General features: G+C 72.1%; 13 protein-coding genes. 2 read left to right on the forward strand and 11 right to left on the reverse strand.

Going from position 1 to position 14,025, the window contains the following annotated elements; genetic code table 11:
* Positions 1-123: 123 nt before the first annotated feature.
* A complete protein-coding gene (locus AB0F13_RS13005) occupies positions 124-720 on the reverse strand; it encodes an HDIG domain-containing metalloprotein (RefSeq protein ID WP_362079736.1) in 597 nt (198 codons plus the stop codon).
* 169 nt (positions 721-889) lie between these two features.
* Entirely contained in the window at positions 890-2,179 is a 1,290-nt protein-coding gene (locus AB0F13_RS13010; protein ID WP_362079739.1) for a cytochrome P450, read from the reverse strand.
* A gap of 501 nt (positions 2,180-2,680) precedes the next feature.
* Here AB0F13_RS13010 and AB0F13_RS13015 point away from each other — a divergent pair.
* The gene (locus AB0F13_RS13015; protein WP_362079742.1) at positions 2,681-3,571 is read left to right on the forward strand and encodes an NAD(P)-binding domain-containing protein; all 891 of its coding nucleotides are present in this window, start codon (positions 2,681-2,683) and stop codon (positions 3,569-3,571) included.
* 51 nt (positions 3,572-3,622) lie between these two features.
* On the opposite strand, the gene AB0F13_RS13020 is transcribed toward AB0F13_RS13015, so the two are convergent.
* From AB0F13_RS13020 to bioB, 8 genes are all read right to left on the reverse strand, one after another.
* Positions 3,623-4,465: an SGNH/GDSL hydrolase family protein gene (locus AB0F13_RS13020; RefSeq protein WP_362079745.1), complete on the reverse strand. Its 843-nt coding sequence runs from the start codon at positions 4,463-4,465 to the stop codon at positions 3,623-3,625.
* Between the two features lie 77 nt (positions 4,466-4,542).
* Positions 4,543-5,556 carry a hemolysin family protein gene (locus tag AB0F13_RS13025; protein ID WP_362079747.1) on the reverse strand — a complete coding sequence of 338 codons (1,014 nt, stop codon included), beginning with the start codon at positions 5,554-5,556 and terminating at the stop codon, positions 4,543-4,545.
* Positions 5,553-6,899 carry a hemolysin family protein gene (locus AB0F13_RS13030; RefSeq protein ID WP_362079750.1) on the reverse strand — a complete coding sequence of 449 codons (1,347 nt, stop codon included), beginning with the start codon at positions 6,897-6,899 and terminating at the stop codon, positions 5,553-5,555. Before AB0F13_RS13030 ends, AB0F13_RS13025 begins: the two co-directional genes overlap by 4 nt.
* A 171-nt stretch (positions 6,900-7,070) precedes the next feature.
* Complete coding sequence (locus tag AB0F13_RS13035) at positions 7,071-7,949, reverse strand: LLM class F420-dependent oxidoreductase (protein WP_362079753.1); 879 nt, start codon at positions 7,947-7,949, stop codon at positions 7,071-7,073.
* Positions 7,950-8,047: 98 nt separating this feature from the next.
* A complete protein-coding gene (locus AB0F13_RS13040; RefSeq protein WP_362079755.1) occupies positions 8,048-8,740 on the reverse strand; it encodes a methyltransferase domain-containing protein in 693 nt (230 codons plus the stop codon).
* 310 nt (positions 8,741-9,050) lie between these two features.
* On the reverse strand, positions 9,051-9,764 hold the full coding sequence (gene bioD / locus AB0F13_RS13045) for a dethiobiotin synthase (protein ID WP_362079758.1): 714 nt from the start codon (positions 9,762-9,764) through the stop codon (positions 9,051-9,053).
* Positions 9,765-9,885: 121 nt separating this feature from the next.
* Positions 9,886-11,190: an adenosylmethionine--8-amino-7-oxononanoate transaminase gene (locus tag AB0F13_RS13050; RefSeq protein WP_362079760.1), complete on the reverse strand. Its 1,305-nt coding sequence runs from the start codon at positions 11,188-11,190 to the stop codon at positions 9,886-9,888.
* Positions 11,183-12,436 (reverse strand): biotin synthase BioB, encoded by a 1,254-nt coding sequence (gene bioB, locus AB0F13_RS13055; protein WP_362079763.1) that lies wholly within the window; start codon positions 12,434-12,436, stop codon positions 11,183-11,185. Before bioB ends, AB0F13_RS13050 begins: the two co-directional genes overlap by 8 nt.
* A gap of 151 nt (positions 12,437-12,587) precedes the next feature.
* Between bioB and AB0F13_RS13060 the strand changes: the two genes are divergently transcribed.
* The gene (locus AB0F13_RS13060; protein WP_362079766.1) at positions 12,588-13,739 is read left to right on the forward strand and encodes an 8-amino-7-oxononanoate synthase; all 1,152 of its coding nucleotides are present in this window, start codon (positions 12,588-12,590) and stop codon (positions 13,737-13,739) included.
* A 4-nt stretch (positions 13,740-13,743) separates the two neighbouring features.
* On the opposite strand, the gene AB0F13_RS13065 is transcribed toward AB0F13_RS13060, so the two are convergent.
* Positions 13,744-14,016: a DUF397 domain-containing protein gene (locus AB0F13_RS13065; protein WP_362080254.1), complete on the reverse strand. Its 273-nt coding sequence runs from the start codon at positions 14,014-14,016 to the stop codon at positions 13,744-13,746.
* Between the last annotated feature and the right edge of the window lie 9 nt (positions 14,017-14,025).

A 14,025-nucleotide genomic window follows, 5' to 3' on the forward strand; every position in this document is an offset into this window, starting at 1 on the left:
ATCCTCTCGCCGAATGGCGTATTTCACCCCTTTTGTACCACTTGGGGGTGTCCCGCCCGGCACTCTGGGCTGTGCCCCGCCCGTCCGGCCCTGCGGCGCTTTGCTGTGCGGGGGCGGCGCGGTTCATGCCGGGGTGTGGCCGTACCGCGCGGTGAGTGACGCGAGGTCGGGTTCGCCGAAGCGGGCTCGCAGGGCGTGGAACGCGTCGGCCTTTTCCTTGCCGAATCTCCGCACGTGCGCGGCGTAGCGGTCGGCGGAGAGGAATGCCGGGGGTGTGGTCTTGGTGTGAAACTTGTCCGCGTACATCACCAGTTGTTCTTCGGCGCTCTCGGCAAGGTAGTCGGCCGGGGGAAGCGGCAGCCCCTGTCTGTGGATGTCGTGCCGGGTGAGGCCGACTCCGGTGTGACACGAGCAGAAGCGGCGAAGGCGCTCCGGGAGGCCTTCCCGGCGGAGGATCTCGTGACCGAGCACGCCGTGGCGGATGTAGTCGCCGTGATCGAGCCGGCCGGCGTGGTCGTAGAGCTGGTAGACGCCGATGTCGTGGAGCAGCGCGCCTGCGCGCACGAGGTCCGTGTCGAACCGGTGGGCGGAGCGAGTCATGAGGTGTTCCGCGATGTGGCAGACGATTTCGCAGTGTGTGTACACGAGGTCGAGAGCCTGCTGTGACGGCGCGTACTTCGTGTGCAGTTCACGTATCTCGGCGAGCGTCGGCAGGACCACCGCAGCAGAGTAACAACCGGGCAGCGCGGGCCGCGGTTCCGGCCCTGCCGCCGGGGCGGTGGACCGGGGGCCGGGCAGCGTGGCCCTTGGCGTCGGGGGAGCTGTGCCGGGTCGAGAGCGGTCCTCGTCGGCGCCGAGCCTCCCGCGGCTCAGGACGGCGGGTCCGGGGTCACCATTCGGCCAGCAGCCTTGCCGGCGCCACGACATTGATGCTCGGCTCGTACACCTGGGCCTGGTCGGGGACCAGGCGCAGGCCGGGTCGGTGGCGCAGCAGCGCGGTGATGCCGGCCCGGGTCACCGTGCGGGCGAGGTTGGCCCCGAGGCAGTAGTGCAGTCCCTGGGAGAAGTGCAGGCTCCCGGCCAGGTGCGGACGGTGCGGGTCGAAGGAGTCGGGCTCCGGGAAATGCCTCTCGTCACGGTTCGCCGACGCCGTCATGACCCACAGGACCGAGCCGGCCGGGATCAGGACGCCGCCCACCTCCACCTCGGCCGCCGTCATCCGGAACACCCCCAGGGCCGGTCCGGAGCGCCGGAGCGTCTCGTTGAAGAGACCGTCGAAGCGGTCGGGCTCCTCCCGCAGTGTCCGCAGGCGATCAGGATCCTGCAGCAGCTCCTTGCACAGATTGATCAGGGCGAAGCTGGTCGGCCGGAAGCCCGCGGTGACGATGTCGAAGCTGATGAGGCTGATCAGCTCGCCCTCGGTGTAGTCGGCCTCTCCCCGGGCCACCTTCTGCGTGAGAAGGCTGATCAGATCGTCCTGGGGCAGACGTCGGCGCATGCCGATGATGTGGGCCAGGTACTCCTCCCATTCCCGAATGTCCTTCGCGTACTCGAGTTGCAGATGTGCGGGAGGCCGGCCGAAGAAGAATTCGTTGACGGCGTGGTGATAGCGCACGATGCGGTCGTAGTCGCCGAGGGGGAACCCGGCCAGCTCGATGACGACGGTGTTCGCCAGCGGTCGGGCGTATGCCTCGACGAGGTCGACCGGGGGTTCGGAAGGGATCTCTCCGGCCCGTAGGCCGGCGATCTCGTTGATCCTGGACTCCAGACGCCTGACGCCCTTGGCGGAGAAGTACGGCACGACGGGCTTGCGTAAGCGGTCGTGCGCCGGCGGCCCGTCGAATCCCATATTGGGCGCGGTGAACGTGTTGGTGCTGCGGAGCAGGTCACGGACCTCCGGGGGATAGCTGGACATGATGATGGACCGCGTGGAAGCGGGAAAGAGCTCGGAATTCTTGAGGATCCACGACACGTCGTCATACCGGGACACGATCCACATGCGCAGATCTTCGCTGTAGAACACCGGCGCCTCGTCCCGGAGGCTCTTCAGCACCGGATGCAGATCGGCCGAGCCGTGCGAGAGGAAGGTGGCCGCCACCGACTCGGGAGAGAGCAGCGGGCAACCCTGTGCCGCCGTCCCGGTATCCGTTCCGGTGCGGGAGCTGATGGACTCCGGCAATGTCGGACCTGCTTTCGTTCGTCTCTGAATCCGCCGCGGATCCAGGCTCGCACCCCTGCCGGGACGGACGAGGACGTGCGTCCTCTGCTCGCAAGTCCCTCTTGACAGGAGGCCGTTGTGCGTCATGTCGTGCGACGGGCCGCGGCGGTCGGAGACTTCCCGCCCGCAGAACACCACGGGCATCGCAGAAATGCACACAGACAATTGCTGCCACACGCGGCACGGACGCGCTCGGTGCCCGTTCACCTGGCAAGACCGATAGGCGTACCCGGAAAGATACGCACACCGGCAGACGGGCCCGCAGTGGCATATACGTTCTTTGATGGGCAGGCCCATGCCGTCGGATTCCGTGTTTCCGGTCGGCGGGATCATCCGGCGAGGGATACCGGCCCAGGCGGGTCATGCCCCACCGTGGCCGGTCATGGACAATGGTCTGCAGATCGCTGGCCGTTCAGGGGGAGTTGCTGAGTTTTTCGTACGGGTATGCAAGACGGGGGAATCATGAATGCGAAGGTGACTGTTCTCGGCCTGGGATCCGTGGGTACGGCGCTGGCCGGAGCGCTTCTGGCAGCCGGCCACCGGACCACCGTCTGGGACCGTACGAAGGGCACGTCTCAGGCCCCGGCCGGGAGTGGCGGCGCCGTGCGGGCGGGCTCGGCCACGGAGGCCGTGACGGCGAGCCCACTGGTGGTGATCTGCATGGCGACGTACGAGGCCGTCCGCGAGGCACTGGAGTCCGTGGCCGCCGGCGGGCTCGACGGCCGTAGCGTCGTCAACCTCACCCCCGGGTCGCCGCTGGACGCCCGTGCGGCGGCGGACCGGGCGCGGCAGCACGGCGCCCGCTACCTCGACGGCGTACTCATGCCGGCTCCGCCCGGCATCGGCAACCGGCACTCCCTGGTGCTCTGCAGCGGCTCGCGGTCCGTCTTCGACGACCATCGCCGGACACTCGCCGCGCTGGGCGAGCCGGTCAACCTGGGCACCGACACCGCTCTTGCCTCCGTGTACGACACCGCGCTGCTGGGCCTGATGTGGTCCACGCTGGCCGGCTGGCTGCACGGTGCGGTGCTCGTCGGCTCCGACGGTCCCGGGGGGAACGAGACGGCGACGGCCTACACGCGGGTGGCCGGCCGCTGGCTGGAGACCGTCGGCCGGCTGATGGAGACCTATGCCCAACAGATCGACTCCGGGCAGTACCCGGGTGACGAGCTCACCCTGCACCGTCACCGCTCGACGCTGGACCTCCTCGTCCACGCGAGCGAACTCCGAGGGGTGGCCTGCGACCTGCCGGAGCTGTTGCGGGAGCTGGCAGGAAGGGCGATCGCGGCCGGACACGGCGGCGACAGCTACGCGCGACTGGCCGAGGTCATGCGGAAGCCCGGCCAGGCGTGAACTGCGGCTTGCGCACCGCCGGAAGCGGGAGGTGACGGCACACCGAACGGCCTAGCGGCCCGACCGCCGCCACCCGGTCACGCAACCGGCCTCGTCGCCGTCCGCGGGGCTCACCCAGAACGCTTCCCCCAGCTCAGCGCTGAAGTGGGCGCCTGTCCGGCCGTCCCCCGAGGATCGGCCCGTCAGGCGGCGGCCGATCCAGGGGGCCAGGTGCTCGCGGGCGAAGCGCAGGTCGGAGGTGCGCCGGGCGGCCCAGCCCGGACGGACGAGCGGCGGCAGGGGCTCACGCCAGTCGGACTCCGCCTCATGGCCGAGCGCCTGCCAGACGGCCTCGGCGACGCGGCGGTGGCCCTCGGCGTTCAGATGGAGGCGGTCCTCGGCCCACAGCCGGGAGTCGCCCAGCACCTCGGCGGAGAAGAGGTCGACGACCAGGGCTCCGTGCCGCTCGGCCAGGGTGTCGATGAAGCCGAAGAGCTGCTCCATGCGCGGCCGGAATCGCTCCATGACCGGTCCCCGGCGGCCGGGGCTGCGCATCAGCACCAGCTGCCGGCAGCTGGGCGCCAGCCGGTCGGCGGCCTCCGCGAGGCGCGCGCAGACGAGGTCCACGTCGCACTGCGGGCGCAGCACGTCGTTGAGCCCGCCCACCAGGGTCACCAGGTCCGCGCCCATGGCGGCGGCCGCGGCCGCCTGCTCGTCGGCGATCTGGCCGATCAGCTTGCCGCGCACCGCGAGGTTCGCGTACCGGAAGCCGGGGGTGCGGGCCGCCAGGCGGGCGGCGAGCAGGTCGGCCCAGCCGCGGTACGAGCCGTCCGGCAGGGCGTCGGACATGCCCTCGGTGAAGGAGTCGCCGAGGGCGACGAAGCTGGTGTGCGTGTACGTGACATTCATCGGCATGGCGCCGTGATCCTACCGCCGCGCGAGGCGGCTCCGGCGCCCGGCCCCGGGGAAGCAGGGCGGCGCCGGAGCCGTTCTCACTGCCGCGGGGCGACCAGCTGGCGCAGTACGTCCTCGAGGGTGACGAGGCCGGCCAGCCGGTTGTCCTCGCCGATGACCGCCGCGAGGTGGGCGCCGGTGCCGCTCATCGCCGGGATCACGTCGTCCAGCGGCGTGTCCGCCCGCACCCGGGCGATCGGCCGCATCCGGCGCAGCGGGAAGGGCATGTCGCGCGGCTTGGCGTCCAGGGCGTCCTTCACGTGCAGGTAGCCCAGGATGCGGCCGGCGTCGTCGACCACGGGGAAGCGGGAGAAGCCGGACGAGGCGGCAAGCCGCTCCAGCTCCTCGGGGGTCACCCCGAAACGGGCGGAGACCACGCGCTCGATGGGCAGCACGACGTCCTCCACCGGGCGCTTGCCCAGGCCCAGGGCGTCCCGCAGCCGCTTGGTGGCCCGCTGGTCCAGCAGCCCGGCCTCGCTGGAGTCGGCGACCATGCGGGCGAGCTGGTCGTCCGAGAAGACGGTCGCCACCTCGTCCTTCGGCTCGACGCGCAGCAGCTTGAGCACCGCGTTCGCCAGCCGGTTGATCGCGAACACGAACGGGCGCAGGGCACGCGCCAGCGTCACCAGCGGCGGGCCGAGCAGCAGCGCGGTGCGCACCGGCTCGGCGAGCGCGATGTTCTTCGGCACCATCTCGCCGAAGAGCATGTGCAGATACGTCGCCACGGCCAGCGCGATCACGAACGACACCGGGTGGATCGGCTCCTGCGGCAGCCCCACCGCGTGGAAGAGCGGCTCCAGAAGATCGGCGATGGCCGGCTCGGCGACCACACCCAGCACCAGCGTGCACAGCGTGATGCCGAGCTGCGCGGCCGCCATCAGCGCCGAGATGTGCCGCAGCCCCCACAGCACGCTGCGGGCCCGCCGGTCGCCGCGCTCGGCGTACGGCTCGATCTGGCTGCGGCGTACGGAGATCATGCCGAACTCCGCGCCCACGAAGAAGGCGTTGGCGACCAGCGTCGCCAGCCCGATCAGGAGTTGGACGAAGGTCATCGGTCCGCTCCCCCGGGAGCGGCGGCACCGGCGCCGGGTGGCAGGGGAGCCGTCAGCAGCACCCGCGCCGCACGCCGCCCGGACGCGTCGGTCACCTTGATGCGCCAGCCGGCGACCTCCACCGTGTCGCCCTCGGCCGGGATGCGGCCGAGCGCGGTGGCGACGAGGCCGGCCACGGTCTCGTACGGGCCGTCCGGCGCCCGCAGCCCGATGTGCTCCAGCTGGTCGGTGCGGGTGGCCCCGTCCGCGTCGTACAGCGTGCGGCCCGAGGCGTCCTCGCCGGCCGGAGCCAGGTCGGGCAGCTCGTGCGGGTCGTGCTCGTCGCGGACCTCGCCGATGACCTCCTCGATGATGTCCTCCAGGGTGACCACGCCGGCCGTACCGCCGTACTCGTCGATGACCACGGCCATACTGCGTTTGGCGGAGAGCCGGTCCAGCAGCCGGTCCACGGTCAGGGACTCCGGTACCAGCAGCGGTTGCCGCAGCAGGCCGGTGACGGGCCGGTGGTGGCGCTGCTCGGCGGGTATGGCCAGTACGTCCTTGATGTGGGCGATGCCTACGACCATGTCGAGGCTGCCCCGGTAGACGGGGAAGCGGGACAGCCCGGTGGCCCGGGTGGCGTTCGCGACGTCCTCGGCCGTGGCCCGGGCGTCGAGCGCCGTGACCTGGACGCGGGGGGTCATGACGTTCTCGGCCGTGAGGTCGGCGAGGTTGAGGGTGCGGACGAACAGCTCGGCGGTGTCCGCCTCCAGAGCGCCCTCCTTGGCGGAGTGCCGGGCCAGCGCCGCGAGCTCCTGCGGGCCGCGCGCGGTGGCCAGCTCCTCGGCCGGCTCCAGGCCCATCCGGCGTACGACGTGGTTGGCGCTGTTGTTCAGGTGCCGGATCAGCGGGCGGAAGGCCGCGCTGAACGCGCGCTGCGGGCCCGCCACCTTCTTCGCGACCGGCAGCGGCCGGGAGATCGCCCAGTTCTTGGGGACGAGCTCGCCGATGACCATCAGCACCACCGTGGAGATCACGGTGCCCAGGATCAGGGCGGTCGAGGATGCTGCCGACGGGGGCAGGCCGAGCGCCTCGGCCGGGCCCGTGAGCAGCGCCGAGATCGACGGCTTGGAGATCATGCCGATGATCAGGCCGGTGACGGTGATGCCGAGCTGGGCCCCGGAGAGCTGGAAGGTGAGGCTCCGGACGGCCTTGAGCGCGCCCTCGGCCCCCAGCTCGCCGGCGTCGGCCGCCCGCTCCAGCTCGGCGCGCTCGACCGTGGTGAGGGAGAACTCCGCGGCGACGAACACGGCGCAGGCGAGCGTCAGCAGCAGGGCGAGCACCAGGAGGAGTACTTCGGTCATCGGTTCACCTCCGTCCCATGATCGGGCAGGGGCGGAAGGACCGCGCGATGTCGGCTCCGGGGACTACTGGGGGGCTCGCCCATGGACGGACGCTCACACCTTTCGCTGAATTCGTCTGCGGGAACGGATCGTGACCCTCAATGGTAAAGGACGAGCAAAGTGTTCGGTGGGTCAGCCCCGGAGTTCCTCGATCACCGGGGCGAACGCCTCCATGAAGGGCTCCAGGACCGTGAAATAGGTGAAGCCGAAGCGCTCGCGGTGGCCCCTGACGCGTTCGGCGATCTCCTTCACCGAACCGGTCAGCAGGGCCGGGTGCTCCAGCAGCTCCTCCTCTGTGAGGCCTTCGGTGCGCCCCATCAGGTCGCGGATCCTCGCGCGCGGGTCACCGCCGACGGCCACGATCTGCACCAGATAGTTGAGCTCGGCGGGCTCGGGCCGGCCGCCCTCGAAGCCGCGGTAGGCCGTGACGCGCTCCTCCAGCTCGGACGGGCTGATCAGGCGCAGCGTTCCGTCCGCCCCGGTCGCGCCGCCGGTGAAGGCCGCGATGTCCGCGTGGCGCGCCGCCATCCGCAGCACCCGGTTGCCGTTCCCGCCGAGCAGCAGTGGGGGACGGGGGGACTGTGCGGTGGCGGGGCGGTGCTCCGGGTCGCCGAGCAGCCGCTTCAGCTCCGTGACCGTGCGCTCCAGATGGTCCACCCGCTCGCGCGGCGACCCGAACGGCAGTCCGGCGCTGTCGTGCTCGGCCCTGTTATAGCCGGTCCCCAGCCCCAACTCGAGCCGGCCGCCCGTGAGCTGATCGGTGGAGGCCACCTCGCGGGCCAGCAGGGCCGGGTTCCAGAACCCCGCGTTGAGGACGAACGTGCCCACCCGCGGACGCTCCGTGGCCTCGGCGGCGGCCACCAGCGAGGGGAACGGGGCGGGCATGCCGAGGTGGTCGGGCACGAGGATGACGTCGTAGCCCATCGCCTCGGCCTTGCGGCACTTCTCGCGCCACTCGGCGGACGTGCAGGTGTTGAGCATATTGACGGCGAAACGGAACGGACGTGACATGTGAACCCCCTGGGACGTCGTTGATCCGACAACGTACCGGAGGGGGGCTCCGGTTTCCTGGTGGGCCCGCCGTTCGTGATCGAACTCACCGGACGGGATCAAGGCCCCGGCTCGGCCGGCCGCCGGGCCACCCCCAGCACACACGCCGAAGCCGGCATCGGCACCCTGCTCCGGGGCACCTGCAGCCGCCGGTAGTCGCCCAGCTCGAATCCGGCCGCCTCGATCGACGCCAGCGGATCACGGGCCGTGTGGCAGCCGCCGAACAGCAGCGGCCACACCGTACGGTCCAACGTCCGCTGCACCTGCGCCAGCGCCCGCCCCTGCGCGACCCCGTGCTCGAAGAACCGCAGCTCACCGCCCGGCTTCAGCACCCGGCGCAGCTCCGCCAGCGAGCGCCGCACATCCCGCACGGAGCACAGCACCAAGGACACCACCGCCGCGTCGAACGCCTCGCTCTTGACCGGCAGCGCCTCCGCCACGCCCGGCACCACGTCCACCGGCACCCCTGCCCGGACGGCGGCCTCCACCGCCAGTCGCCGCAGCTGCCGTTCCGGCTCGATCGCCACCACCTCCGAGACGGTGCGGGGGTAGTGGGCGAAGTTCAGGCCGTTGCCGGCGCCGATCTCGATGACCCGTCCGCAGAGTCCTGCGAGCAGGTCGTGGCGGTGGGCGCCGACGCCGGCCCGCTCGTCGATGACCGGGCTCCATTTGGCGTAGGCCCGCGCGAAAACCGGATGGTGCACTGGGTCGTGCGGCGTTCTGCGACTGCGACTGCGACTGCGGAGCGGCATGGGACACCCCTTTCCGGGGATACGAGCGGCTACCGCGATTGTTCCCCGGCGGGTGGGATTTTCCCCTCCCCGCCCTTTCACCGTTTCTTGTCCTCAAGCGCCGGACGGGCTGGTTGTGGTGGTGTGCTCAAGCGCCGGACGGCTGAGCGTGGTGTCCTCGAGCGCCGGACGGGCTGGTTGTGGTGGTGTCCTCAAGCGCCGGACGGCTGAGCGTGGTGTGTCCTCAAGCGCCGGACGGGCTGGAGAGTCCAGCCCGTCCGGCGCTTGAGGACATCTCCAGCCCGTCCGGCGCTTGAGGACGCCGTGGGCGTCAGTGCTGCTGCGACGCGAAGTGTGTGGCGTCCCAGAGGCCGGAGAGGGGCGGGGCCAGCCAGGTCGGTGACATGGCGCGGAAGTCGCCGGGGGGCAGCGTGGCCGCGCCCTCGGGGACGGCGCCCAGCAGCGGGGCCCGGGCCGCCTCCGGCAGGTCGGCCAGGTTGCACACGGTGGCGAGGTCCGGGGCGGCCGGCCAGCTGCCGATGACCACGCCCGCGCAGCGCAGCCCGCGCGAGCGCAGCGCCTCGCCGGTCAGCGCGGTGATGTTGAGCGTGCCCAGGCCCGCCTGCGCGACGACCAGCACGGGCGCGTCCAGCAACCGGGCCGCGTCCGCGAGGGTCGAGCCTGCCTCGTCCATCTGTACGAGCAGGCCACCCGCGCCCTCGACCAGGACCAGGTCGTGGGAGGCGGCCAGTTTCGCCGCCGCCCGCTCGATCTCCTCGGGTGACACCGGCGCCCGGCCCGCCCGGCGGGCCGCCGTCGCCGGTGCCAAGGGCTCCGGAAAGCGGGCCAGTTCGACGCCGGTCACCGGCCCCGCCAGCCGCAGTACCTCCGCCACGTCCCCCGGCTCGTCCGGGGCGACCCCGGTCTGCGCGGGCTTGAGCACCGCCACCGAGCGCCCGGCGGCCAGGGCCGCCGCCGCGACGGCGGCCGTGACCACGGTCTTGCCGACCTCCGTGCCCGTGCCTGTGACGACCATGACCGGCATGACTTCCGCTCCGTTCCACCGTGGCACCCGTCCGCGTGCGTCGCGGCCGTGCACCTGTCTGCCGCCGTCCGTGCGGTCGGCGCTCTTCCCGGCCGGACCCGCCCGGGTCCGGCCGCCCTGCTCAACCCTGCCGGGCTGCGGCGCACGCCGCCGCGCAGATCCGTGCCAGGTCCTCGTCGCCCGTGATGTACGGCGGCATGGTGTACACGAGATTGCGGAACGGCCGCAGCCACACCCCTTCGCTCACGAGCGCCCGCGTGGCGGCCGCCATGTCGACCTCGTGGTCGAGCTCGATCACACCGATCGCGCCCAGCACGCGGACGTCCCGCACTCCCGGCAGCCCGGTGGCGTCGGCCAGGCCGTCGCGCAGGCCCGCCTCGATCCGCTTCACGTCCGTCCGCCAGTCCCGCGACAGCAGCAGGTCGATCGAGGCGTTGGCGATCGCGCAGGCCAGCGGGTTGCCCATGAACGTCGGGCCGTGCGCGAGCACCGGCACCTCGCCCGAGCTGATGCCGTCCGCCACCCGGGGGGTGCACAGCGTGGCGGCGAGGCTGACGTAGCCGCCGGTCAGCGCCTTGCCCAGGCACATCACGTCGGGCGTGATCCCCGCGTGGTCCGCCGCGAAGAGCCGGCCGGTCCGGCCGAAGCCGGTCGCGATCTCGTCGAGGACCAGCAGCACGTCGTGCTCGTCGCAGGCCTCCCGCAGCACCCGCAGGTATACGGGGTCGTGGAAGCGCATGCCGCCCGCGCCCTGGACGACCGGCTCCACGATCACCGCGGCCAGCTCATGGGCGTGGCGCGCGATCACCTCGCGCAGGTGCGCCGAGTACGCGGGCACGGCGTCCTCGTCGTAGTCGTGCGGGGGAGCGTCGGCGAAGACCTGCCGGGCCAGCGCCCCCGACCACAGCTGGTGCATCCCGCCGTCCGGGTCGCACACGGCCATCGGCTGCCAGGTGTCCCCGTGGTAGCCGCCGCGCCAGGTCATCATGCGGCGCTTCTCCGGCCGGCCGAGCGAGCGCCAGTACTGCAGGCACATCTTCATCGCGACCTCGACCGACACCGAGCCGGAGTCGCAGAGGAAGACGTGTTCGAGCCCCTCGGGGGTGATCTCCACCAGCCGGGCGGCCAGCCGCACGGCCGGCTCATGGGTGAGCCCGCCGAACATCACATGGCTCATCCGCCCCAGCTGTGCCTGCGCCGCCTCGTTGAGCACCGGGTGGTTGTAGCCGTGCACGGCCGACCACCACGACGACATCCCGTCCACCAACTCGCGCGAGCCGTGCACCGGTTCGGCCAGCCGCAGCCGGACGCCGGACGCGGACTCGACGACCAGCGGTTCCTGCCGGCCCGGCATCGGGCCGTAGGGGTGCCAGACGTGCTGACGGTCCAGGGCGGTCAGCCGGGCGGGGGTGAGGGGCTCAGGCATTGGGCGGCAGGTCCGTCCCCGCGCCCCGGCGCCGGACGGCGACCAGGTCCGTACGGGCCTCACCGGCCGGTACCGGCACGGCCGCGGCCTCCTCGGCAGCGGCGTCCGCCGGAGTGCTGTCACCGCAGGGCCCGCAGCCGCCCGCGCCGTGCGAACCGCAGCCGTCCGTGCTCTCCGCGGCGCCCTGCCCGGCGCAGCCGCTTCCGGCGTGCGAGCCGCAGCCCGCGGCCGCGAGCGCGTCCGCCCGGTGCGCGGGCAGCGTCGTGGTGCCCGCCCCCTCCACCTCGAAGCCCGCGTCCGCGATCATCGCCAGGTCGGTCCTGCCCTCCTGGCCCTCGCTGGTCAGGTAGTCGCCGAGGAAGATCGAGTTGGCCAGGTGCAGCGCGAGCGGCTGCATCGAGCGCAAGTGCACCTCGCGCCCGCCCGCGAGCCGGACCTCCACGTCCGGGCAGACGAACCGCACCATCGCCAGGATGCGCAGCGCGCGCTGAGGAGTGAGGTTCCACTCCTTGGCCAGCGGCGTCCCCTCGAAGGGGATGAGGAAGTTGACCGGCACCGAGTCCGGGTCCAGCTCGCGCAGCGAGAAGACCACGTCCACCAGGTCCGCGTCGCTCTCGCCCATGCCCGCGATCAGCCCAGAGCAGGCGGACATGCCCGCCGCCTGGGCCTGCTGCACGGTCTCCACCCGGTCGGCGTAGGTGTGGGTGGTGGTGATGCCGGCGTACGTCGCCTCGGACGTGTTGAGGTTGTGGTTGTAGGCGTCGGCACCCGCCGCCCGGAGCCGCTCCGCCTGACCGTCGGAGAGCAGCCCGAGGCACGCGCACACCTCGATGTCCGCGTTCTCGTCCTTGATCGCCTCGATGGTCTCCGAGACCCGGTCGACGTCCCGGTCCGTCGGCCCGCGGCCGCTGGCCACCAGGCAGACCCGCTTCGCACCGCCGGCGACCCCGGCGGCCGCCGCCTTCGAGGCCTCCTCCGGCTTCAGCCAGGTGTACTTGAGGATCCCGGCCTTGGAGCCCAGCCGCTGCGAGCAGTACGAGCAGTCCTCGGGACAGAGCCCGGACTTGAGGTTGACGAGATAGTTGAGTTTCACCCGCCGTCCGAACCACTTGCGGCGCACCTTCCCCGCGGCGGCCACCACGTCGAGCAGTTCGTCGTCGGAGGTCGCCAGCACGGCGAGCGCCTCTTCGCGGGTCGGCAGCTCCCGCCGCAACCCCTTCTCCACCAGCGTGTTCAGCAGGTCCATGGCGCAGATCCTCGCCTACGGCACCGCTTCCGGCCAAGGTGGGGATCACACAACACAGGAGGATCGAGCTGTGTGTATTGCCACATCGTGACCGGCCCGGCTGCGAGCTAGGTTTTATGCAAACCCACCAAATGAAGAAAAGGGACGGACGATGCCCCAGGACGCCTTCGACTGGATCGATGCGCAGCAGGAGCGGCTGCGGGCAGCGGGCCTCGAACGCATCCTGCGTCCCCGCGCGGCCGACTCCGCCCTCATCGACCTGGCCGGCAACGACTACCTGGGCCTGACCCACCACCCCGAGGTCACCGAGGCCGCGGCCCGGGCGGCCCGCCGCTGGGGGGCGGGCGCCACCGGCTCCCGCCTGGTCACCGGCAGCACCGCCCTGCACGCCCGGCTGGAAGAGGAGCTCGCCGGGTTCTGCGGCTTCGAGGCGGCCCTCGTCTTCTCCTCCGGCTACGCCGCGAACCTCGCCGCCGTCACCGCGCTCTCCGGCCCCGTGGGCTCGGGCACCCTGCTGGTCTGCGACGAGAGCAACCACGCCTCGCTCATCGACGGCTGCCGCCTCGCGCGCGCCGAGAAGACCGTCGTGCCGCACGCCGACCCGGACGCCTTCCGCAAGAGCCTGGCCGCACACCAGGGCCGGGCGATCGCCGTCACCGACTCCGTCTTCTCCGTCGACGGTGACGCAGCCCCGTTGCGCGCCCTCGCCGAGGCCTGCCGGGCGAGCGGCGCGGCGCTGCTCGTGGACGACGCACACGGGCTCGGCGTGCTCGGTGACGGCGGCCGCGGTGCCGTGCACGCGGCGGCCCTGGCCGGCGACCGGGACGTGGTGGCCACGGTCACCCTCTCCAAGTCCCTGGGCAGCCAGGGCGGTGCGGTGCTCGGCCCCGCCCGGGTCATCACCCACCTCATCAGTACCGCCCGCACCTTCATCTTCGACACCGGCCTCGCCCCGGCGGCGGCCGGCGCGGCGCTGGCGAGCCTGGAGGTGCTGCGCCGCGAGCCCGGGCGGACCCTGCGGGTCCGGGCCGTGGCCGGCGAACTGCACCGGCGGCTGACGGCGGCGGGGCTGACGGCGGTGCGTCCGGACGCGGCGGTGGTCTCCGTGCGGGCCCCCTCTCCCGAGGCGGCGGTGCGCTGGGCGGCCGACTGCCGGGAGGCGGGGCTGGCGGTCGGCTGTTTCCGGCCCCCGTCCGTACCGGACGGCGTCTCGCGGCTGCGGCTCACCGCGCGGGCGGATCTCTCCGACCTCCAGGTCGCTCAGGCGGCCGACGCGATCGTACGGACCGCGCCGGCCGTCTGAACCCTCAGCTTCGCGCGGCGGTGGTCCCGTCGCAGTCCCCGTTGCCGGCGCTGCCCTGATTCCCGCCGCGCAGGACCGCCACGAACACGGACCAGGTTGCGGGCGAGAACCGCAGAACCGGCCCGGCCGTGCGCTGGGAGTCGCGCACGCCGAGCAGTTCCGTTCCCAGGCTTGCCGTTTCGACGCAGTTGTTCATCCCGGTGCTGTAGCTGCTGCGATGCCACACTGCGTCGCGGCAGCCTGCGTGAGCCGATGGAGAGGGTACGTACCGAGGCATTGCTGACAT

The organism is Streptomyces sp. NPDC026206 (assembly GCF_040638465.1).
Lineage (GTDB): Bacteria > Actinomycetota > Actinomycetes > Streptomycetales > Streptomycetaceae > Streptomyces.